The sequence below is a fragment of the Gemmatimonadota bacterium genome (assembly GCA_009838645.1).
GTDB lineage: Bacteria > JAAXHH01 > JAAXHH01 > JAAXHH01 > JAAXHH01 > JAAXHH01.
This window is the reverse complement of sequence record VXRC01000045.1, coordinates 106,225-129,191: the sequence shown is the minus strand read 5'-3', so window position 1 is coordinate 129,191 and position 22,967 is coordinate 106,225. Positions and strand designations below refer to the sequence as shown.

The 22,967-nt window shown below is 63.1% G+C and carries 17 protein-coding genes; 11 read left to right on the top strand and 6 right to left on the bottom strand.

What is annotated here, in order from left to right; translation table 11 throughout:
• Window positions 1–248 precede the first annotated feature (248 nt).
• Window positions 249–908: an NUDIX hydrolase gene (locus tag F4Y38_12995; GenBank protein ID MXY50199.1), complete on the bottom strand. Its 660-nt coding sequence runs from the start codon at window positions 906–908 to the stop codon at window positions 249–251.
• A gap of 111 nt (window positions 909–1,019) precedes the next feature.
• On the opposite strand from F4Y38_12995, the gene F4Y38_12990 reads away from it, so the two are divergent.
• A complete protein-coding gene (locus tag F4Y38_12990; protein MXY50198.1) occupies window positions 1,020–1,880 on the top strand; it encodes a sulfite exporter TauE/SafE family protein in 861 nt (286 codons plus the stop codon).
• Window positions 1,881–1,913: 33 nt separating this feature from the next.
• On the opposite strand, the gene F4Y38_12985 is transcribed toward F4Y38_12990, so the two are convergent.
• Both F4Y38_12985 and F4Y38_12980 read right to left on the bottom strand, forming a co-directional pair.
• Window positions 1,914–2,708, bottom strand: a complete 795-nt coding sequence (locus F4Y38_12985) for a S1/P1 nuclease (protein MXY50197.1) — start codon at window positions 2,706–2,708, stop codon at window positions 1,914–1,916.
• Between the two features lie 21 nt (window positions 2,709–2,729).
• Entirely contained in the window at window positions 2,730–4,202 is a 1,473-nt protein-coding gene (locus tag F4Y38_12980; GenBank protein ID MXY50196.1) for a sulfatase-like hydrolase/transferase, read from the bottom strand.
• A 258-nt stretch (window positions 4,203–4,460) separates the two neighbouring features.
• Here F4Y38_12980 and F4Y38_12975 point away from each other — a divergent pair, with 258 nt between their 5' ends.
• The 8 genes from F4Y38_12975 (at window position 4,461) to F4Y38_12940 (ending at window position 17,141) form a co-directional block, all read left to right on the top strand.
• Entirely contained in the window at window positions 4,461–4,874 is a 414-nt protein-coding gene (locus F4Y38_12975; protein ID MXY50195.1) for a metalloregulator ArsR/SmtB family transcription factor, read from the top strand.
• Window positions 4,875–4,885: 11 nt separating this feature from the next.
• A complete protein-coding gene (locus F4Y38_12970) occupies window positions 4,886–5,635 on the top strand; it encodes a protein-tyrosine-phosphatase (GenBank protein ID MXY50194.1) in 750 nt (249 codons plus the stop codon).
• Window positions 5,616–6,656: an ACR3 family arsenite efflux transporter gene (gene arsB / locus F4Y38_12965; GenBank protein MXY50193.1), complete on the top strand. Its 1,041-nt coding sequence runs from the start codon at window positions 5,616–5,618 to the stop codon at window positions 6,654–6,656. The genes F4Y38_12970 and arsB overlap by 20 nt, the downstream gene beginning before the upstream one ends.
• 174 nt (window positions 6,657–6,830) lie before the next feature.
• The gene (locus F4Y38_12960) at window positions 6,831–7,715 is read left to right on the top strand and encodes a DMT family transporter (protein MXY50192.1); all 885 of its coding nucleotides are present in this window, start codon (window positions 6,831–6,833) and stop codon (window positions 7,713–7,715) included.
• 112 nt (window positions 7,716–7,827) lie between these two features.
• Window positions 7,828–8,667 (top strand): amidohydrolase, encoded by an 840-nt coding sequence (locus tag F4Y38_12955; GenBank protein MXY50191.1) that lies wholly within the window; start codon window positions 7,828–7,830, stop codon window positions 8,665–8,667.
• A 141-nt stretch (window positions 8,668–8,808) separates the two neighbouring features.
• Window positions 8,809–9,948 carry an efflux RND transporter periplasmic adaptor subunit gene (locus F4Y38_12950; protein MXY50190.1) on the top strand — a complete coding sequence of 380 codons (1,140 nt, stop codon included), beginning with the start codon at window positions 8,809–8,811 and terminating at the stop codon, window positions 9,946–9,948.
• Between the two features lie 5 nt (window positions 9,949–9,953).
• A complete protein-coding gene (locus F4Y38_12945; GenBank protein MXY50189.1) occupies window positions 9,954–13,856 on the top strand; it encodes an efflux RND transporter permease subunit in 3,903 nt (1,300 codons plus the stop codon).
• Between the two features lie 21 nt (window positions 13,857–13,877).
• Window positions 13,878–17,141 (top strand): efflux RND transporter permease subunit, encoded by a 3,264-nt coding sequence (locus F4Y38_12940; protein ID MXY50188.1) that lies wholly within the window; start codon window positions 13,878–13,880, stop codon window positions 17,139–17,141.
• A 93-nt stretch (window positions 17,142–17,234) separates the two neighbouring features.
• On the opposite strand, the gene F4Y38_12935 is transcribed toward F4Y38_12940, so the two are convergent.
• Window positions 17,235–18,062, bottom strand: coding sequence for a phytanoyl-CoA dioxygenase family protein (locus F4Y38_12935; GenBank protein MXY50187.1), 828 nt, complete (start codon window positions 18,060–18,062; stop codon window positions 17,235–17,237).
• A complete protein-coding gene (locus tag F4Y38_12930; protein MXY50186.1) occupies window positions 18,059–18,865 on the bottom strand; it encodes a phytanoyl-CoA dioxygenase family protein in 807 nt (268 codons plus the stop codon). The genes F4Y38_12935 and F4Y38_12930 overlap by 4 nt, the downstream gene beginning before the upstream one ends.
• Window positions 18,866–19,103: 238 nt before the next feature.
• On the opposite strand from F4Y38_12930, the gene F4Y38_12925 reads away from it, so the two are divergent.
• Window positions 19,104–19,331 carry a hypothetical protein gene (locus F4Y38_12925; GenBank protein MXY50185.1) on the top strand — a complete coding sequence of 76 codons (228 nt, stop codon included), beginning with the start codon at window positions 19,104–19,106 and terminating at the stop codon, window positions 19,329–19,331.
• Window positions 19,332–19,351: 20 nt separating this feature from the next.
• Here F4Y38_12925 and F4Y38_12920 read toward each other — a convergent pair whose 3' ends face one another.
• On the bottom strand, window positions 19,352–22,138 hold the full coding sequence (locus F4Y38_12920) for a hypothetical protein (protein MXY50184.1): 2,787 nt from the start codon (window positions 22,136–22,138) through the stop codon (window positions 19,352–19,354).
• Window positions 22,139–22,143: 5 nt separating this feature from the next.
• Between F4Y38_12920 and F4Y38_12915 the strand changes: the two genes are divergently transcribed.
• Window positions 22,144–22,938: a TIGR02206 family membrane protein gene (locus tag F4Y38_12915; protein MXY50183.1), complete on the top strand. Its 795-nt coding sequence runs from the start codon at window positions 22,144–22,146 to the stop codon at window positions 22,936–22,938.
• Window positions 22,939–22,967 lie beyond the last annotated feature (29 nt).

Sequence of the window (22,967 nt, the reverse complement as noted above, 5' to 3'; positions counted from 1 at the left end):
AGGCGATGATCTGGGGAGACGAGATCTACACCGGGCTGTTCTTTCAGAAGAAGGGCGCGCCCACGCTGGGTGACCAGGAGCCGGTGCTGGACGAAGGCGGCGCGATCGCGCGGCGCGACCTGGGGATCAGCCAGGAGCAGTCCGACCGGATCATCAAGCGCATGATGTAGCGGGATAAGACGACGGTGCACCGGATTGAGACAACGTCGCTGCGGGTTGAAGCCGCGGTAACCGGGTGATTCCGCGATTCAGATGAAGGGGATTTCCTGCAGTTCCCGGTGCACGGCGCGGTAGAGGGGAACCGGCGGGACGTTCCCTGCCGGGCGTTCCCCGCCGGTGGCTTCGATCATGCCCAGTGACAGGACCTTGTCGCTGAAACTCCCCGTTTCCAGTTCTTCACCCAGCCCCTGTTCGTACACGCACTGCAGTTCCGACATCGTGAATTCTCCGGGAAGCAGCAGCAGTGCGATATTCGTGTAATTCAGTTTGGCCGCGATCCTGTCCGTGCACACCTTCAGAATCTCATTGTGATCGTACGCCAGCGACGGGGTGTCATTGACGTAGAACCACTCCCCCGTGCGGTACTTGTCTACCGGTTCAAAGGGTTCGCCAGGACGGTCGGGAAACCCCATGTAGGCCGTTGAGATCGTACGTCTCCTGGGGTCCCGGTCGATGGCGGAGAAGGTGTAGACCTGCTCGAAGTAGGCGCCCGACCAGCCCGTTGCCTCGCGGTAGGCGCGCCGCACCGCCGCCTCCAGGTCTTCTGTTTCGAGCACCAGGGTTCCGGGCAGCGAATATCGGCCCACGAAGGGTTCGATCTTCAACTCGACCAGGTAGACGAGCAACTTGCCGTCGAGAAACCGGAAGATGCCGAGGTCCGTGGCCGCGTATGGTTTGGTCGGAATCATCGCAAGGTCATGTTTGCATCGTTTGCAGGGGTGTGGCAAGAGAAAAATAGGTGGGAGCGCAGGTAGTCGGAAGCGGTTTGCGCCCGTGCGAAGGGAGCCGTTTCACCTTCTATGGACCTGGAAGTCCTGAAAACCGTCGTACAACTCGTGTCCGGCGCGCTGATCGGCGCCTGCATCGGCATGACCGGCATCGGTGGCGGGGTCCTCCTGCTGCCCGTTCTGACGCTGGGATTCGGCCTGCCGTCCACGGTGGCGGTGGGCACCGCCCATCTCTATTCCTGCCTCTGCAAGCTCCCGGCCGTGTTTTTCCACTTCAGGCAGGGTACCATCCGGTTCCGCACCTCGGCGTATTTCCTGGCAGGTGCGGTGCCCGTCTCTGTAGCCGTGGCCCTCTGGATCACGGGGTACGCCGGAGACATGGACCCAGCCGACCCGGCCTGGCAAGCACTCCAGACGAATCTGCGACAGTTCATCGCGGCCGTGGTCATTCTTTCCGGCCTGTTGATCCTGTGGCACATGTTCATGCGGCCGGTTTCCCGCGCGGTAAAGGACCGGGCGGACCAGGCGGACCGTGCGGACCAAGCGGGCCAGCAGATTTCTGCCCGGGTCACGGGTGCGAAGATCGTTCTCGCGGTGGCGCTGGGTACCGTCATCGGCGGGTTGATCGCCTCCACCTCGGTGGGCAGCGGCATCCTGATCGTGCCGCTGATGATCATCATCTTCCGCCTCACCGCGGTGGACACGGTGGGTTCCTCCATCTTCATCGCGCTGTCGCTGACCTTCACGAGTTCGATCATCTACGCCGGCAGCAGCCAGCTGGATCTCGCCATCGCCGTGACCATGGCGGCCGGATCGCTGGTGGGCGTGCCCCTGGGCGTGCGGATGTCCCGCAAGCTCCCGGAGCGCTACCTGCAGACCACCATCACCGGACTGGTGCTGGCGGCGGGAGGGGTCATGCTTTTCGGAGGTTGACAGGTGCGGTCAGGTCGATGGCCAGGGGGTGAATCAGGGTGAAGCGAAGATATCGTTCAACAGTCCGCTAAGGCGGATGCCGGCCTGCAGCAGCCTGAGTTTGACCCCGTCGGCATGCTTGAAGATATAGGCATATCCCAGGTAGGGGGTTCTTTCGGAACGGGAGCTGCCGTAGTCGTAGACGGCCGGCAGCATGCTCCGCGACTCCCGCGCCCAGTCATATACGTACGAACGGCGCCATGCCTCGATCTCGCCGGGTTCGGCGTGTCCGAAGAACCGGACCCATTCCGTGAAGCTCAACTGCTGGTGCTCGACGAGGTGCTCGTCCCATACCGTGTGGAGATTGGTGCTCTCACCGAACCACCGCACCCGGATGTCGTTGCCTCCCCGGTCGCTGGCGTAGCCCGCGTGCAGCGGCTGGTGGATGTCGCCCACAAAGTGCACCAGGAATCTCAGCGCGTCCACCCGTTCCTTCCTGCCCGATTCGCGGTCCCTCAACACCCGCTCGAAACGCTGAATGGCCTCTACCACGTCGCCGCTCGGGCTTTTATGCGCTTTTTCTATGGGCTGGCCCGGCGGCGCATTGACGTAGTGCCAGGGGGAAGCATGGCGCCAGGCGGGATCGGACTTGATCTCGTCGGCCCAGGTACTGACCTGCGCCAGGGATGCGCGTCCGATGAGTTCGGAGATGCCCTTACGGGCCGCGTCCGTCAGGTGATTCTCGGCGATCTGCCCTACGATGCGGTGGCCGTTCGGCCCCCAGGCCGCGGCCGGCTGTGATCCGAACAACAGGAGGATCGAAGCGATGACGATTCGTGCAGAGCGCATGAGCGGTTCTCCCGTATGCGTTCAGGGTACGTAGGAAGACCCCGGATCCGTGGGGGGCGGCGGCCAGTGCAGCCCGCGCTGGCCGGACAGGCCCCGGTTGGGTGGCAGCCTGTATTCGCGGTCCGGCAGACCGGTCAGTTCTCCGTTCTGTATCCACGCCGGGTCCATGTCGGCCAGTTGGTCCACCAGCCGTGTCTTCAACCGGGCTAAAATCCCGGTGTGGTCCGATGATCCGGACAGATCGCGGCGTTCTTCCGGGTCTTGCTCGACGTCGAATAACTGCGTTCGGTTGCCCACGGGGTAGTAGATCAGCTTGTGCCGGCCGTCGTGCATCATGCGCGTGGCCTGGGCGTTTTCGCCACACTCGCCGTAAAGGTATTCGCGCTTGTCCTCGCCCGCCATGGAAAGGCCTTCGACCGTGCCCGGCACTTCGATCCCCGCGAGATCGAGCAGCGTGGGCATCACGTCCTGCCAGCCCACGAGCCGGTCGTCGGTGCGGTTGTGGCCGACCCGGTCGTCGCCGGCCCGGTCCACGAGTATCATGGGCACGTTGGCCGACTGCTCGTAATACAGGCGCTTCGCCCACAGGCCGTGATCGCCCAGCATGTCCCCGTGGTCGGCCGTGAAGAGCACGATCGTGTTGTCGATCAGGCCTTCCTCCCGCAACGTGCCGATTACCACGCGCAACTGGTGGTCGATGTGGGTACACAGCGCGTAGAACGCCCTTCTCGCCCATGCGACCTGGGCGTCGTTCATCCCGCAGTTATTACCCCGAACCGCCTTCAGCGCATAGGGCAGGCCGTCGGGGTCCTCCGCCCAGTCGCCGTGGTACGGCTCGCCCGGATCCTCGTCGCGATACAGGTCCAGGTAGCACTGCAACGGGGTCAGCGGAGGGTGGGGATGGCAGTAAGACAGGTACCAGAATCCCGGCCGTGTCGGATCGCGGCGCCGGATCATCCGGGCCATCTGGCGCGTGGTCCAGTTGGTCACGTGCATGGCTTCGGGTAGATGCCAGGGCCGCTGGCCGTAGTCGTTGTTGCTCATGCCGTGGGTGAATCCTTCCCCGGCGTAACCGTTCTCGCCGAGAAAAGCCTCGTAGTCGTCCAGGGCGCCGATGTTCGGACGGCCCTCTTCGGCGAGGATCACGTCGTCGAACCCGATCCGGTCACGCTGCGGGTATACGTGCAACTTGCCCACGGCGTAGGCCTGGTAGTCGTTGTCACGGAAGGTCTGCGCAAGGGTGGGGATCCGCGGCATGGGGTTGTCGACCCTGAACACCCGGTCGCCGTGCGTTGCCGTGGTCGTGCCGGTCATAATCGTCCTGCGGGCGGGAATGCACACCGGGCATTCGCTGTAGGCCCGTGTATACCTCATCCCGCTGCGGGCCAACGTGTCCAGGGTGGGCGTCTGGATCACCGGATGTCCCGCGTGGCCGAACAGCCTGCCCGGCCAATGATCGGTACAAACGAGCAGTACGTGGGGAGGTGACGGCATGGCGCTCACGTATACATCATATATCGAGTTCAAGTACGTTGAAAGAATACCGCAATATACAACACGCACTTCCCGATGTCCACCAGTACCGGCGATTTCAGGCTATGCACTTTCATTGACGAATCGTGTTGACAGGTCATATTATATCTGTATATTCGTTTATCAGGTTATAGTCGTATTCATCGGTCGTAAGCCGCCGCTCGGGGCTACCGCACGAAGGACGACGCGCAGGTGCTGATTGCGCTGGGGTGTTCAGATATGGACAATGATGTAGCCGTATTCAAAGCCTGTTCGGACGCGACGCGCCTCCGCATCCTGTTCCTGCTGACCGAGCGGGAACTTTGCGTGTGCGAAATCATGGCGGTCCTGGATATGCCCCAGGGCAAGATCTCCCGGCACCTGGCCGTGCTGAAGCAGTACGGCCTGCTCAAGGACCGCCGCGACGGGGTCTGGATCTACTACGCGCTGGCCACGGACTCCTCGATCGCCCTTAAGTACGTGTCGGTTTATCTCGTCTCGGCCCGCCAGGTCCACGAGCGGGTCCAGGCGGACCTGGACCGGTTGCGCGGGTTGGCCAGCGAGGGCAAGATCTGCGTGCCCCGGCCCTCCATGGCCCTGCTCCAGGTCGACGAACGTGAAGACCCGGCCCTGCACGGCCGGTCGTTGATTTAACGGGAGTTTCAGTGAAACCGACCCCACGGGATTCCGCCATCTACCCGGACCTCATTCGCTATCTGCAGGCGCGACTGCTGGAATCCAGCCAGATTCCGGCCGACCGCAAGAAGGTACTGGAACGCGTTTCCGCATACATCCTTGAGCGGTTGCGAAACAGTAAGCCGGCCCGACTGACCTTTATCTGCACGCACAATGCCCGCCGGAGCCAGATGGCCCAGATCTGGGCCCAGACCGCCGCACGGTTCTTCGACCTACGGGGAGTTGCCACCTGCTCGGGCGGCACGGAGGCCACCACCTTCGATCCAAGGGCCGTATCTGCGATGGTCCGGGCGGGATTCCGGGCCGAACGGTGCACCACGGAAGACAACACGGTTTATCTCGTTCACGCGGGAAGCGAGATCTCCCCGGCGCGCGCGTTTTCCAAGGCTTACCACGATCCAACGAATCCACAGCATGGTTTCTGCGCGGTTCTGACCTGTTCGAGCGCCGATCGCGAATGTCCGGTGATACCCAGCGCGGACCGGCGCGTGCTCGTCCCCTACGAGGATCCGAAGTCCGCCGATGGCACGGATCGGGAGGCGGAGGTCTACGACGAACGATGCCGGGAGATCTGCCGCGAGATGGTATGGGTGTTCGCGAGGGCGGCCGGAACGAACGCCGTGGCCGAGGCGGACAAAGTGACCGGAACGGCCCGGCGGCCGGGCGCAGATCCACCACAAAATAAACCTGAGCGTGACCATGGATACAACGACGAGTAAACTGTCTGCGCGCGACCGGTACCTGACCCTGTGGATCTTCCTGGCCATGGGCCTCGGCGTCGCGCTCGGCGTGTGGGCGCCGGAGGTGCCCGCCCTGATCCAACTCGGCCAGGTGGGCACAACCAACCTGCCCATCGCCATCGGGCTCATCCTGATGATGTATCCACCGCTGGCCAAGGTGAAGTACGAGGAACTGTGGGACGTGTTCCGCAACGTGCGGATCCTCGGCGCTTCCCTCTTCCTGAACTGGGTCGTCGGCCCGATCCTGATGTTCGGGCTGGCGGCGCTCTTCCTGCCGGCGCATCCCGAGTACATGACCGGCCTGATCCTCATCGGCCTGGCACGTTGCATCGCCATGGTCATCGTGTGGAACGAACTGGCGAAGGGAAACACGGAGTACGCCGCCGGCCTCGTGGCCTTCAACAGCCTGTTCCAGGTCTTCTTCTACAGCGTGTACGCCTACGTCTTCATCACGGTGCTTCCGCCCTGGTTCGGGCTGGAGGGCAGCGTCGTGCCGGTGACGATCGCCCAGATCGCGGAAAGCGTGCTCATCTACCTGGGCATTCCCTTCTTCGGCGGCATGGCGACCCGCCTGGTCCTGTTGCGGCTCAAGGGAAGGCCGTGGTACGAGTCGACCTTCATCCCCCGCATCAGCCCCATCACCCTGGTGGCGCTGCTGTTCACCATCGTGGTCATGTTCAGCCTGAAGGGCGATACGATCGTGGCTATCCCCCTGGACGTAGTCAGGATCGCCGTACCGCTCCTCGTATATTTCGTGCTCATGTTCCTGATCACCTTCTGGATGGGACGAAAAATCGGCGCGGACTATTCGAAGAACGCCACGCTTTCCTTCACCGCCGCGAGCAACAACTTCGAACTGGCCATCGCCGTGGCCGTGGCGGTCTTCGGTATCGAATCGGGCGTGGCCTTCGCGGCGGTCATCGGCCCCCTCGTCGAGGTGCCGGTCATGATCGCTCTGGTCAACGTGGCCCTGCGTTTTCGGCGCATGTATGACCGGTAAGCCGTCGCGGCGCACCGCGGCCGGGCCTGTACGCCGGGCCTGAACGCCGGAACCGTACGCCGGAACTGTACGCCTGGCCTGAACTTTAACGTTGCTTCCAGGCGCTCCCGCTTCGTATAATCTCGCCCTGCCGTTTCCTCTCGCTTCCTGCCTCCCGCGAAAAGGCTGGCCAGGGTGACCCACATCGACGAAAACCAGCCGTTGACGACGAGGTCCGTCCTCCTCGTGCTGATGCTCTGCACACTCTGGGGCGGCCTGGTCGTATCGGTCAAAGTGGGCTTGGAAGGCATCCCGCCGATCCTCCTGGCGGTGCTGCGCTTCGGGGTCGCCCTGGTATGCGTCTTCGCCTGGACGCGCCTGGCCGGCGTCTCGCTTTTCGTGGCGCGGGGAGACCGCCTGATCATCGCCGTGCCCGCCCTCGTCATGGCCGCGCAGATCCTCTTCCTGAACATCGGCGCGGAGCAAACCTCCGGAAGCCACGCCGTGCTGTTCATGCAGACCTACCCCTTCGTCGTCGCCGCCATCTCCCACTACATCATCCCGGGCGACCGCCTGACGCTGATGAAGAACCTCGGACTGGTCCTTGCCGGCGCCGGCATGGTGCTGACCATATACGACGAAGCCGGCGGGCCGTCGACCCCGCTGGGAGACGTGCTGGTCCTCTTCAGCTCCATAAGCCTGGCCATACAGATCATGATCAACAAGGTCCTGGTCAGGCGCATCTCCCCCGTCTCGGTCATATTCTGGCAGCAGGTGGTCGTGCTGCCCATCTTCACCGTCCTCTGGGTGTCGACCGAATGGCACCTGCCCGTCACGATCGACCCGTCCATCGTGGCGGCGGTCCTGTACCAGGGCGCCATCGTCGCCGGATTCTGCTTTCTCGTTTGGATACGGCTGCTGCAGCGGCACAGCGCCACCCAGATCAGCGCCTTCTTCTTCACGACGCCCCTCTTCGGCGTCCTCCTTAGCTGGCTCATCCTGGGCGACCAGGTGACCACTTACCTCACGGGCGGCCTGGTGCTGCTGGCGGCCGGGCTCTGGGTGGTCAACCGGTATTGAAGACCGCTCGGGCCGCGTAGACCATTCGAGCCGCATTAACCAGTCGGGCCGCGCCAACCGGCCCTGGACGACCGAAGGCCGACAATCTACAACTTAAGAAAGGAATCAAACGATGATCATCGACTGCCATGCCCACGCGTGGGATTACTGGCCCTACGAACCGGAAGTCCCGGATCCGGAGAACCGGGGCCGGGCAGAGATGCTGCTGCACGAAATGGACCTGGCCGGGGTGGACAAGGCGGTACTGGTTTGCGCCCGGATCGAACACAACCCCAACAACAACGACTACGGAGCCGAGTGCGTCCGCCGATACCCCGACCGGTTCATTCAGTTCGCCGACGTGGACTGTTCCTGGTCCGACACCTACCACATCCCGGGCAGCGCCGACCGGCTGGCCGCATCGGTAGAGAAGTACCGGCTGAAAGGGTTCACCCACTATCTGAAGGGCGATACGGACTGGTTCGAGTCGCGGGAAGGCCTCGCGTTCTTCGAGAAGGCGGCCGAACTCAACCAGATCGCTTCCCTGGCCCTGGGTCCGGCCTGGATGCCCGCGCTGCGCAAGCTCGCGCGACGATTCCCCGACACGCCCTTCCTCTGCCATCACATGGCCGGCGTGAAGGTGGGTGAACCGGCGCCCCGGCCCATGCTCGGGGAGGTCCTGGCGGCGGCGGACGTACCCAACATCCACATCAAGCTGTCCGGTTTCCAATACGTCTCGGAGACCGCCTGGGAATATCCCTACTCGGACTGCATGTGGATCGTCCGCAAGCTCTATGAGTACTACGGGGCCGACCGCCTCTGCTGGGCGTCCAACTATCCGCCCGTCGCCCGGGCGAGTACGTACCAGCACTCGCTCGAAGCCGTACGGACCCACTGCACCTTCATCGCGAAGGCGGACATGGACCTCATCCTGGGCGGGAACATGGCGCGTTTGCTGGCGGCGGCGGGATAAAACCTCGAATTTAACGGAAACTATCGCCCCGCACCCGCTGTCTAATGGTGCAGACAGGCGGGAACTTCACATGAATGACAAGCGTTTGCGGTTGTATAAACATAGTCAGTATTGATGTAGTACTGTTCTGAAGGAGCAGGCATGCGTCGTCCAGGCGTTCTACCCCTCATAATGCGTCTTTCCCGGACAGCCGCCGCCGCGGCATGCATCGCTTTCCTGGCGGCATTCATTGCCACGGGGTGCGGCGACGCCAGTTCCGAGGCCGCGGAAGGGGAGACCGGCGAAGAGAAGGTCGTCGGCAAGGACGGCGAGGCTGAAGCCGACACCACGGAGGTGCTGCCGGTCCCGGTGAACGTGTTCGAGGCTTCCCTCGGCACCATTTCCGATGTCGTGCTGACGACCGCGTCGGTGGAAGCCGACCGCGATGCCCAGATTTTCCCGCGGACGACCGCCATGATCGAAGAGATGCGCGTCGAAGAAGGCGACTACGTGAAGCGGGGCGATGTCCTCGCCGTGCTGGAAAACGACGAAGAGGAAGTAACCCTGGCGCGCGCGGAGGCCATCCGGGATGCCCGCAAGCAGGAATTCGATCGTTCGGCGGCCATGCTGGAGGGACAGCTCATCAGCGAGGTGGATCACGAGGCGAAGGAGCGGGAGCTGATCATGGCCAGGGCGGACTGGGAGTCCGCCAAGGTCGCCTTCGACAAGACCACCATACGCGCGCCTTTCAGCGGCACCATAACGGAACGCCACCAGAACGTCGGCAACATGGCCAGGCCGGGGGATGCGCTTTTCACACTGGTCGACCTGAACACGTTGCTGATCTACACCCATCTGCCAGAAATGGAGTGGTCGCACGTGGCCCCGGACCAGCAGGTCATCCTCGAAACGGAGACCCTGCCGGACGGCACGTTCAACGGCACGATACACCGAGTGAGCTCCATCATCAATCCGCAGAACGGCACCTTCAAGGTCACCATAAGGATCGACGATCCCGGTTGGCGGCTCAAGCCGGGCATGTTCGTCAAGGTGACCATCCTCGCAGACCAGCACGAAGGCGTGCTGCTGATCCCCAAGATCGCCCTGCTGGAAGACGATGAAGTCTTCACCGTGAAGGACAGCATCGCAACGCGCGTCGCCCTCACCCTCGGCCTGCAAGATGCGGACTTCACCGAGATCCAGGAAGGGCTGAACCCGGGCGACCTGGTCGTGATCGCCGGCCATCGCAGCATGAGAGACAGCACCCGGGTTAAGATCGTCGCTCCCGAAGCGCCGGAATAACCTCCATGAACATCGTTGATTTCGCCATTCGCAAGCCCGTCACCATCACGATGCTGGTACTGGCTGCGCTGATTTTCGGATACGTGTCCTTCCAGCGTCTGGCGGTCAATCTCCTTCCGGACATCTCCTACCCTTCCCTCACGGTGCGCACGGAGTACGAAGGCGCCGCTCCCCAGGAAATCGAAAACCTCATATCCCGCAGGATCGAAGAGGACGTGGGGGTCGTTACCGGCCTGGTGGAAGTCAGTTCCATCTCCCGGGCGGGCGTCTCCGACGTGGTGCTCGAGTTTGATTGGGACACGGACATGAACCTGGCCATTATGGACGTGCGGGAACGGGTGGACCGCGTATTCCTGCCCCAGGACGCCGAGCGTCCCATCCTCCTGCGGTACAACCCGGAGCTCGATCCCATCATGCGCCTGGGGTTGTCCGGGGACGACCTGATCATGCTGCGGAACCTGGCGGACTGGGAGATCAGGCGGCAGCTCGAAACGGTGCCGGGCGTCGCGTCAGTCCGTATCAAGGGTGGGCTGGTAGAAGAAATCCAGGTTGAGATCAACGAAGCGCAATTGACCCGGCTGGGACTTACCTTCGGCCAGATCAACCAGCGTCTCGCCGCGGAGAACATCAACCAGGCCGGGGGGCAGCTTCAGGAAGGCGACGAAGCGCTGATCGTACGGGCGGTCAACGAGTTCCAGACCGTCGAGGAGATCGGCGAGATCATCATCTCCAGCCGGGGCGAGGTACCCGTGCGCCTCCACGACGTGGCCACGGTCCGGCGGCATTTCAAGGAAAGGAAGACGCTTACGCGGATCAACGGCCGCGAAAGCGTGGAAATCGCCCTGTTCAAGGAAGCGGATGCCAACACGGTGACGGTCGCCCGGGCAATCCGGGAACGGCTGGGTGATGTGGAGACAGGGGACGCTGAACCAACGGAGGATGCGGAACCGGTAGTTGCCGACGGAGCGGAAGACGAAGCAACCGAGGAGTCGGAAGAGACAGCCGCGGCCGGCGCGGAATCAACGGGCGCCGGACCCGGTGCCGCCGTGATGGGCATCGAGGCGAACACCATCGTTTCGACGCTGCCCGAAGGGGTGACCCTGCACCTCGTGTCGGACCAGTCCCGCTTCATCGAAAACGCCATCGACGAAGTCATCAAGACGGCCCAGTGGGGCGGCGTGCTGGCGATCCTCGTCCTCTTCCTCTTCCTGCGCAACCTCCGCAGCACGCTCATCGTCGGCGTGGCCATCCCGGTGTCCGTACTGATCACCTTCATCCTGATGTTCTTCAGCCAGACCACGCTCAACATCATGTCCCTCGGCGGCCTGGCCCTGGGCATCGGCATGCTGGTGGACAACGCCATCGTCGTGCTGGAGAGTATCTTCCGCTGCCGGGAGGAAGGCGACAGCATGGTGGAAGCCGCCCGCCGAGGCGCGTCGGAAGTGGGGATGGCGGTGACCGCTTCGACCCTGACCACGATCGCCGTGTTCTTTCCCATCGTATTCATCGAAGGCATCGCTGGCCAGATTTTCACCGACCAGGCCCTGACCGTCACATTCGCCCTCCTGGCGTCCCTGGCCGTGGCCCTGACCTTCATTCCCATGATGGCTTCGCGGGAAGGCAGCCTGGGCGAAAGGGCGGGGCGGGGCCTCTGGGTACAGTCGGCCTTCGGAGATTTCAGGCGGACGGCCGCGGAGGAGCGCGGTGGGACGATCCGATGGTTTGCCGGCAGGCTGGGCAGCGATTCGGCGAACTGGTTCGTGAACACCTTCCCGGGCCTGCGCTGGTTCGGTGAGATCGCTCAGCATTTCCGGCAGAAGGGTGGCGATCGGGCCCCAGGTGCGGCCCGCTGGATCCTGTTCTTTCCCTTATACCTTGTCGGCAGGATCCTCCTGTTGGCAGTCCACTGGCTATGGGGCAGCGTCAGGCAGTACCGCAGCCCGGATGTTCGGCCTCCCAAGAACCGGTGGCTGCGTGCGGTCGCGTGGGCTCCGCGCTGGATCCTCGTCTTCCTCACCCGGCTGATCCTGCCCGTCTACCGGCTTGTCCGGTTCCTGGTGGGCAGCCTGTTCAAGATCCTGTTTACGATCGTCCCCAACCTGCTTCTCGTGGCCCTCGTACCCGCGTGGTTTCTCCTGCGCGGGGTCTTCTGGGTGCTGGGCAAGGTGGCTCAACCGATCCTTTACGTTTTCACCAAGGGGCTTGAAGGCCTTCAGTCGGCCTACGTGTCCTTCCTCACCAGGGCGCTCAACCAGCGCTTTGTCACGTTGCTCGTGGTCGCGGCGATCGTAGGGACGACCATGGTACTCATTCCCCGCCTCGGCACCGAGCTGATCCCGGAAATGGAGCAGGGCGAGTTCGCGGTGGACCTCATCCTGCCCACCGGCACGCCGCTGGAGGAAACGGACGAAACCGCGACGATGATCGAATCGCTGATCCGGGAGGATGCGGACATCAGGCAGGTATACGTCGTGGTGGGCGCGACAGAGTCCAGCGGTTCGCTCATGGATGAAGAACGCGAGAACGTGGCCCGCGTCGGGGTCATGCTCGACGCGGAAGCTATTCGGACACGAGGCAGCGATCCCGTCATGGACCGTCTGCGGCAACGCCTGGCCGATATACCGGACGCCCGGGTCGAATTCGTCCGGCCGGCGCTGTTCAGCTTCAAGGCTCCGCTGGAGGTCGAGATCCGGGGATACAACCTCAAGGACCTCCGCGGCGTCAGCGGCGAGGTGGTCGACGTCCTCGACGGACTGGAAGGCCTGAGGGACGTGCGGTCCCTGATGGAGGCGGGCTACCCCGAAGCCGTGATCGTATTCGACCGCGACCGGATGGCGGCCCTCGGAGTGGACATCGGGCAGGCCGCGGACGCGATCCGGAACAAGGTCCGCGGCAGCGTGGCCACCCGGTTCTCGGCGGGAGAACGCAAGATCGACATCCTGGTGCGGGCAAGGGAAGAAGACCGGAGGCAGATCGCCCAGTTGAAGGCCATGGCCGTAAACGCGGGCGAACGGAGTAACACCGGGCAGAATGAACGTACGAACCGCAACGAAGAAGGGGAGGAGTCGGCATTCCGACCGAGCAATCAGGCTTCTTCATCCCGCGCGCAGGAAGGCGGTCCTATCCAGCTCGGCGCCGTGGCCCTGGTCCAGCTGGACGAAGGCCCCAGCGAGATCCGGCGCATCGACCAGCAGCGCGTGGCCCTGGTGACGGCGAATCTGACCGGCATCGACCTGGGAAGCGTGGCCGGCGACATGCAGGAGAGGCTTGCCGGAATGCGTCTTCCCGACGACTTCAGCATCGACATCGGCGGCCAGTACCGGGAGATGACCATCGCTTCGCGCAGCATGCTGCTGGCCATCGCCATGGCCGTATTCCTGGTCTACCTGGTCATGGCTTCGCAGTTCGAGTCGCTGCTCCATCCCTTCATCATCATGATCTCCTTTCTGCTTGCCCTCTCGGGTGTTTTGCTTACCCTTTATCTACTGGACATCGCGATCAGCGTGATCGTCCTGATCGGCATCATCATGCTGGCCGGGATCGTGGTGAACAACGCCATCGTGCTGGTGGACTATATCAACCAGTTGCGGCGCCGCGGCATCGAGCGGATCGAGGCGGTCATCACCGCGGGCCGGGTAAGGCTTCGCCCCATACTCATGACTTCGGCCACGACGATCCTGGGACTGCTTCCGCTCGCGCTGGGACTGGGCGAAGGCGCCGAGATCCGCACGCCCCTGGCCGTTACCGTGATCGCCGGACTGATCGCTTCGACCTTCCTGACCCTCATCGTGATCCCGGTGATCTACTCGCTGGTGGACCGGGATCAGCACAGCGCTCCCGCAGAGGCTGCGCCACCGGTGGGTCCCGTCCCGGCAGGCCCTGTCCCGGAGGGTCCCGTCCAGTCATGACCGGAAACCAACGAGCCTGATATGTTCAAATTCCTATCCCCCCACAACTGGACCGCCTTCGCCTTCCGAAGGCCCGTCACCGTGTTCATGGTCCTGGTGAGCGCGATCCTCTTCGGGGCGGTCTCTTTCCGGTTGCTGCCGATGGAGCTCGTTCCGGCGAGAGACGGGATCTGGATGAACGTCTGGGTACCCTATCCAAATTCCACGCCGGAGGACAACGTCCACCTGATCGCCCGTCCGCTGGAAGGAGAACTGAAGACCCTGCGCGGACTGCAGCGCGTGGAATCCAATTCGAGTACCAACGGCGTGAACGTCAACCTTGTCTTCGAACCGGGCACTGACATGAAGCTGGCCTACGTGGAGGTCAGGGACCGCGTGGAACGGGTGCGCCCGGCGCTGCCGGACGAGATCAACCGGATCTGGGTGCGGAAGTTCTCCAGCACGGACATCCCCATCATGTTTCTCTCCCTGTCCTGGCACGGCGACCGCGACGCCCTGTTTCAGGTCGTCGACGAGCAGCTGATCCCCCGCATCGAGCGGATCGACGGCATCGCCGGCATCGACGCGTGGGGGTCCCGGTCCAGGCAGGTAATCATCGACCTGGACGAGGACCTGCTGAAGGCGTACAGGGTGAACGTGGAACAGTTCATCCGCGCCATGGACCAGGCCAACATGGACTCGCCCGGAGGCTACGTGGAAGACGGCGGGTTCCGCTATATCGTCCGGCTCTCCGGCGCCTTCGAAACCGTGGAGGACATCCAGTCCTACCCCATCAATGAAAGGGGCCTCAAGCTCAGCGACGTGGCCCGGGTGGAATACCGGAAACCCACGTCATTTCGCCGGTTCCGCCTGAACGGCCAGGACGCCGTGGGCATGGTGATCAGCAAGGAGTCGAACGCCAACACGGTGGAAGTCACGGCGGCCGTGAAGGAGACCCTGAGCGACCTGACCCGCGATCCGCGCTGGCCCGGCCTGTCCTACTTCATCTTCTTCGAGCAGTCTTCCTGGATCCTGAATTCGCTCAAAGCGCTCGGTACCGCCGGCATGTGGGGCGGCCTGTTCGCCCTGGGCGTGCTGTTTTTCTTCCTGCGGAGGTACCGGACGACCTTCATCATCGCCGCATCCATCCCCGCGTCCATCCTCGTGACCTTCACGGTCATGTATTTCGTGAATACCGGTTACGGCATCCTGTCGCTCAACCTCATTTCGCTCATGGGACTGATGCTCGGTATCGGCATGCTGGTGGACAACGCCGTAGTGGTGCTGGAGAACATTGTCCGGCTGCGGCGGATGGGCCTGGAGCCCGTGCAGGCGGCGATCCAGGGCGCCCGCGAAGTATCTGTGGCCGTCAGCGCCGCCACGTTGACGACGGCCATCGTGTTCCTGCCCCTGCTTTTCATCGGAGGCGGAAACGCGCAGACGGAGATGCGGGAGTTCGGTCTCGTCATCACCATCTCCCTGATCTCGTCCCTGGTGATGTCGCTCAGTTTCATACCGCTCCTGGCTTCCCGGCTGTTGAAGGAAGGACGCCTGCCCACGGTCAGCCTGCTGGAAGCGCTCGAACACCGGTACGCCCAGGTGATCGGATGGGTACTGAACCACCGGCTCGACGTGGCGCTCATCCTGGGGGGGTTCGTCATCCTGACCTTCCTGGTGCCCATGCGCAGCGTGACCCTGGATAATTCGTCCTCGGACCCGCGAAGGGTCTGGATGTATATCGAACCCGGCGAGTTCGCCAGCCTGGAATACACCGATCGATTCGTGACCGACCTGGAGAACCAGTGGATGGCTTCGGCCGATTCGCTGAACATCCGGGCTATTCGTTCCGATTTCCGGCCCGGGCGCATCACCTTTGAAGTGTTCCTCCATAGCGGTTCGGACGACTCGGTCTGGGACAGCCTCCGGCACAACGCAAAAGCGCCGTGGGTCTGGGGATCGCTCGCCCTGTGCGCGGTCGTACTCGTCCTGGTGCGCAGGAAGTCCAACGCGCTGCAGATTACCGCCGTGCTGACGGCACTGTACATCGCGATCCTGTTGATCCTCGGCACCCAGGGCGGCGTGCAGTCGTACCGTTCTTCGGAAGAGGTCGCCCGGATCATCAGGGACACCATCCCGGAGGTACCGGGACTCGTCGTGAGATGGCGATGGGGCGAGGGCGGCGACGAAGATCCGAGGGTGAGCATCGCCCTGCACGGAGAAAACCCGAGGCGGCTCGAACAGATCGCGGAGGACGTGAACGCGCGGCTGGGCCAATTGCCCGAGATCACGGCCATCACCACCGACCTGGACAACGAGGAAACGCAGGACGAGGTCCAGGTCACCGTGGACCGGGAGATCTCAGGCAAGTTCGGCCTTACGCCCCGGCGCGTCGCCGAAATGACCCTTTCGGGCATCCGAGGCAACGAACTGAGACGCCTGAAGACCGAAGACCGGGAGATCCGGGTATGGGTACAGTCCAAGGAGGAAGACCGCGAGACCGTTCACCAGCTCCGGGACCAGGCGGTCTACCTGGACGACGGGACCCAGCTCCCACTTGCCACCATGGCCAGTTTCACCCAGACGCCGGCCTTCAGGACCGTATTCCGCAGGGACAGCGAGACCATCCTGATGGTCCGCGCGAACACCACCAAAGAGGGCATCGAGACCATCGGCGGCAAAATCAGCACCAGCCTGGCGGACCTCTCCCTGCCCAGGGGCTATTCATGGCGCCTCGGGGACCGGTGGGAGCGATTGGAAGAAGATACGGCCGCCATGGTGACCGCGATCCTTCTCGCGCTCGTTGCCGTGCTGTTGCTCCTGGGGTCCCTGTTCGAGTCCTATATCGATCCCCTGATCATCATCCTCGTATCCATCCCCTTCGCCTACTTCGGGTGCTACTGGATGCTATGGGCTACCGGTACCAACATGTCGGTACTCGCCATGATCGGCATCGTGATCCTGATCGGGGTCGTGGTCAACAACGCCATCGTCTTCATCGACCACATCAAGCACCTGGAGCGGGAAGGCCGCCTGAAGGGCCGGGAACTGATCATCCAGGCCGGTCGCGACCGCCTGCGGCCGATCCTGATGACGGCGTTCACCACCATGCTCGGCCTGCTGCCCATGGCGATCGGAACCGCCACCCTCGGCGACCAGCCCTACTACCCCATGGGCCGGTCGGTCATGGGCGGGTTGATCTTCTCCACCATCGGCGCCATGATCGCGCTGCCCCTGGTCTACAGCGCCTTCGAAGACCTGCGAAACTGGTGGGGAGGAATCGTGGCGAGGATCAAGCGGCCGGTCTGACGGGCGCCCTGAATTACGAGCGACCGGTCTGACGGGCGGCGGACGTCTGACCTGCCGCCGGGCGTCTCTTTCGCCGCCGGGATTTCGGTTCGCCTATTCGGCTTTCCTGCCGACCGCTTCTATACCCGCGGCCAGTCGCCGTAAACGGGGACGTTCGGTTTCCAGGAACGACGGATGGGGCCTGAACCCCTGCGGCACGCCTTCAAGCAGCATGTCCCTGTGAGCGCCAGTGCGCGGACGGGGGCCGAACTTGAAGACGATGACCCGCCGTTTACCCGCCTTGCCGTAAACCGCATGGTAAAGCCACTGGTTGAACAGGACGATATCGCCGGGTTCGGTTTCGATAGCGCAGCCGGGGATCCGGGGGCCGTCGACGCCGAAAGGGCTGGGATCGCCGCCCAGGTGAGCGTCCTGGAGGGGCAGGAGCGCCTGATGCAAGGGATCCCGGTGGGAACCGGGGATGACCCGCAGCGCGCCCGTATCCTTCGTCTGCCGATCGAGGTACAGCATGACCTTGGTCCGGGTATAGTCGAGTAACCGTGACGTCTTGTGGCCGTCGAAATGCCAGGTGTGGTCGGCCAGCTCAGGGTCGATTCCCCACATCCCCTCCGAACCGATCCAGATGAGGTCGTCGCCCAGGAGTTCCGTCACAGGCAGGTAAATCCGGTCGTCTTCCACGAGCCGCGTCAATTCGGGGCGCGACTCCACGAACTCCCCGTCCCAGAACCATTCCTCTTCGCCGATGTCGCGGCCGAGCTTCTGCGTGCACGCCGTGGCGGCCTCCTGGATCAGCGCGTCTACTTCGTCCCTGGCAAACGCCTGTCGAATGACCAGGAAACCAAAAGTGTGAAAATGTACGATCTGGCCGCCGGACAGCATGGAGCGCTCCGGTTTTTCAGCGGGATGACCGGTCCGGATCACGCCGCCACGATCCTGCTGCGTGACAGCAATGCCCTGCCGCGGTCCGAAAGTTTCCCATATTCCGCTTCCGTCATCTCGATAGTGGACGTGCGGAACCACGGTCTCGAATAGCAGATGACCAGCTCCGCCCGGGCATGGTTCGACCGGTTCGGCGTGCCCCGGTGAAGGGCCCTCGGGTCCTGCACCCAAAAGGTGCCCTTCTTCAGGTTCAGCCGGTGGGCGGGCGGGAAATCCCCCCGCAGCAGCACGTCATCGTAGGATTTCTCCATGTTGGGGTCCGCCAGGTATTGCGTGCCCGGCATGACTTCGAAGCTGCCGTTCTCTTCACTGGTGTCCACCAGGGGGAACTTGATGCCGAAATGAGGGCAGACCGGCAGGCCGATATGTGGCGTAATCAGGTGAATGTCCCGGTGCCAGGGCTGGTACTCGCTGCCCGGATAGGGATTGTTGGAGTGGTAGCAGGTGATGTGGAAATCGTCGACGCCCCAGTATCGTTCCAGGAAAGCCAGCACCACGGGGTGCTCGTAGATCTCCGGATCGGAGAAAGGCGGTTCCCAGGGAACGTGCATGGTATAGCGATTGACGAACTGCTGCCGTCCCTTGCCCGTCCTCACCTCGCCCCGCTCCTCCGGGTGGACCTCATTCGACTCGCGGGCCCTGAGCCGGTCGAGCCGCGGCATGAAAGCCGCCCGTATGCGGTCGATCTTCTCCGGCGCGACGAGGTCCTCGAAGAGCGTGAACCCGCTGATCCTGAGTTCCGCCACCTTCAGGTCGAGGTCGTAGTCTGTTGGCACAGGCGTCATGGGTGGATGCCCCGGGCAGCATGTCGTGAGCGTGTGAGCGGGAGATATATTACGGGTGCGGAAAGCGCAGTGTCAAAGGCAAATGCCGTGAAGGTGAGAGATTCGGATGCGGTAGGGAGTATTTGAACTTTAATTACGAGAGCTGCCGGTTATTGCCCGACTCTTTATATAAGAGCACGGACTGTGTTGGGACAGGCAACACGAAAACAAGGCGGTGGCGATGGACCGGAAAGCTTGGATGGACACGACCATTAAGGCGGCATTAATCGGGGCGGCCGTCCTGATGTATCTGGACTTGAAAGCCGAGATCCGATCTGAAATACGGAACCTGGGAGATAAAATCGACCGCGTCGAAACGAAGGTTGATGAAGTCCGGGGGTATCTCAAGTTTGGTGCTGGTGCTGCTGCTGTTCCTGATATAGAGTTGCCCGTGTTCGACGCCGAGAAGTCACCTTCCACAAAGTAGGACTAACGTGATGACGGGGATCATTTCACCACGAAGGACGCCACGTCCAGGTCCGTCCCGCTATCGAACCACACCTTATACTCCGCGCCTCCGGCGCTGAACGTAAACACCGCGACGTTATGGCCGTCCGATGGGGCGGGTTCGTCCTCGTGGCGTGTCAGGTCTATCTCCGGCGGCACCGTCACCTGGTACAGGGCGATCTCACCCCGGGCGATGTTGTATTCCCTGCGTACCTCGCGCACCGCGATGATCCCGCGGAGTTCTCGCGGAACCTCGACCCTTTCCACGAAACCGGGCACGTTGAATCCCTCGATTGATTCTCCAGGCATCCCGTGCAATACCAGCCGGTTGCCCGGCGGCGCGTAGTCTTCCTCCGCGAGGATCTCCTCGATGTCCCCGGGCGGCGGAAAGGCGTCCAGCATCTCGCGGACGAGGGCATCCAGCGGCCCTTCATGGAAGTCGTACCGGCCGCTCACGGATCCGGCCTTGATGAGCCGGAGTGCCAGGGCCTCGTCCTCTCCGGTCAACTCGGGTTCGCAGGTGTCCCCGTAGGGCGACCAGGGCGCGTTGCCCCGGGGTGTCGACCAGTTCGCCACGCGGGAGGGCAGATCGACGTCCGAATCCCGGTCAACCAACCGCTCTGAGATGTCCGTTCCCCGGTCCATGAGCGTCCGCATCCGGTCCAGGTACTGCCGGACGCGGGGCAGGAAGTAATGGACGATCACCTCGGCGAAATCCTCCGGGAGGTAGTCGAGCAGCACCTGCCAGTTTTCGAGGGAAATCAGCGCGGTGAAGGTGATCCAGTTGCTTTCACTGTTGGCGCGTCCCGGTACGACCTCGGGCCATCGGGCCGCCCAGTCGTCGTGGGTCTTCAGCCTGAACTGTTCATGTGCGCTGCAGTACCGGGCCATGGCGAGCATCACCCGTTCCGTCTCCCCGGCCATCCGTTCGAACCGATCCCGGTCCCCTGCGCGGAAGGCCTTGCGCGCGGCGGCCAGCCGGTGGTTGAAGATGCCCGCCAGGTAGGTCCGGCCGATGTCCACCAGGTCGAAGCGGTACATGGGGGAATCTTCAAGCGCATCATATTGGGACAGCAGGATCTCGAGCAGGTCGTGCAGCGCCGGCAGAAACCCGATGAGCCGTTTGACCGAGCCCGAGGTGAGACCGGGCAGCAGGGTTCCGTCCCAATTCCGGTACAGGGGGCCGTTGTGGGTGCACGGATCGAAATAGGCCATGATGGTTTCGGCGAAAATCCGCACGGCCGGACGCGTTTCTTCGGCCGCCGGTCCGTACCGCCTGTAATTCCACTGCTCGACGTAGGCGTCCGGTTCCAGGTCCGCGGGATTCCAGGACAGTTCCGCGTAGAGATCCATGGTCATCACGTTCCGGTGATTGGTTTCCGAGGACACCATGAACCCCTGCAGGTTGGATGCCCGGGGATGATCCGCCAGGGACCGGGCATTGTCGATCGCCGTCTCTATGTCCCCGTTGGGATTGGTCTCCCGGCCGCACTGGCCGCACATGCCCGTGGACCACGGCAACCCCCAGTAGTAGTCGCACCGGAGGAAGTCGTACATACGTCCGGCGTGGTTGAGGAACATGTTGCCGATTACGGGCAGGCCGGCGTCCCGGACCGCCCGCGCCTGGGCGGCCGCCGTGGGGTTGTCCGTGCACACCCGGGGGCTGAACAGCTCCGCGTCCGGATCGCCGTCACGTATCGCCTGGATCATGCCATCGACGGACGCATGGGTCAGTTCGGCGGCCCGGTCCGGATCCTCCTCCACCCAGGTCTCCTCCGTGGGCAGCCACAGGCTGTAGAGATGGTCCGTGCCCAGCGCTTCCGCGTAGGACTCCACCACGGCGGTGGTGAACCGCCGCGTCAACGGGTCCCGCGGGTCGAGGACGATCTCGGACTCGCCGCACCACTCCAGCGGCACGACCCGGATCTTCTCGTCGGTCATGGCCTCGTACCCGTCCACGAATTCCTGGAGCTGGCGCCCGTCCGCGTAGGGTGAGAACCCCGGATTCACCGCCGGGGTGCCCACGTGGAGCTGCATGCGGTACCGGATCCGGATGCCGGCCTCCCGGGCATAGTCGAAGACTCGCCGCAGCAGTGCGATGCGCTCCCTCTGCCAGTCCGTGAGCTGCACGGGAACGCCCAGCCGGTTGGCGGCCAGCGCGCCGATGCCGCAGCAGTCGGCGATGTTGCCGCTTTCCAGGATGTTGAACCGTTTCTTGACCAGGTAGTCGACCCAGGGCCTGAACTCCTCCCAGGTCCACCAGCGCATGCCACTGTAGGCGTCCTGCATGTTCGCGAAGTACATCCGCCACTTGAATCGGGGCTTGTGGTATATCTCCGGTCCATTCAAGTCGCCGATCGACATGGTCTCTCTACGCGGGATCTGTTCGCCCTCTTCGAAGAAACCGCAACCGAGATGATCTTCGAACAGCCGGTACACGGCATAAAGCGCGGAGTAGGGGCGGCGACCCGCGAGCACCAGGCTGTTCCCGACGCGCCTGATGACGTAGCCATCGTATCCCAGGGCGGATTCGGAGAGATCGACGTTGAGTTCCGCGGGCGCCCATCCGATGTATACCCGGCCGGTTTCCATATCGTGGCCGCCAGGGGATCTACCGGCTCCTTTCACCACTGGCCGGTCCGGTTCTTCAAGGACGGGGATCACGACTCCACCCATGCGCTTCACAATCCGTTGAAACTCCCTGGCGGCCCGCTGCCCGGAAGGTCCCACCGTGGGTGAAAGCACGATCCGCGACGTGGCCTGTCTGTTCCTGAAAAGTGTAAACATGGGCAATGCGGGTTGTCTTACTGTTTAATTTCCTGTACTCATATTACATCATGACACCAACCGGTTTCCAGACCTTCGGGCCGCCCCATCTCATCGTCATGGGGCTCACTCTCGTTCTTCCCATCCTGCTTTCGAAACTCGCACGGAGCGCGGGCAATGAGCAGACGGCGGTGAGGATCGGTTACCTGCTCGCCGCCATGCTGCTGGTCAACGAATTCTCGGCCTGGGGATACCGCCTCGTGCAGTTCGGTCCTGAATACATGGTCCGAAATCACCTTCCACTGCATATCTGCGGCGTCGCAAGCCTGATCACGGCCGCTACCCTGATATTCCGGAACAAGTACACTTACGAAATCGCCTACTTCTGGGGTCTCGTCGGTTCCGCCAACGCCGTGATCACCCCGGGCGCCATGGACGCCGGCTTCCCATCGTGGCGTTTCTTCCAGTATTTCATTGTCCACTCCGGGATCGTCGTGGCCGTCCTGTACGCCACCTGGGGCCTGGGCATGCGGCCCACGCTGAGCGGACTCTTTCGCGCCTTCGTCGCCCTGAATGTGTTCGCCGTCGTCGTGGGTATCGTAAATCTCGTGCTGGGATCGAATTACATGTACCTTTCTCGGCCGCCCTGGGGGACGGTATCGCCCTTCTTCTTCGCGCCGTGGCCCTGGTACATCCCCATCCTCGACGTGGTCGCGCTGGCCATGTTCTTCGCGGTGTACCTGCCGGTGCACCTGTCACGACGGCGTGAATCACGGCAGTTGCGACCTTCCAACCGGTCCGAACCAGGGAAGCTTGCCTAAGTGGTCCGTTCGGTCCGCCCGGTCCTAGC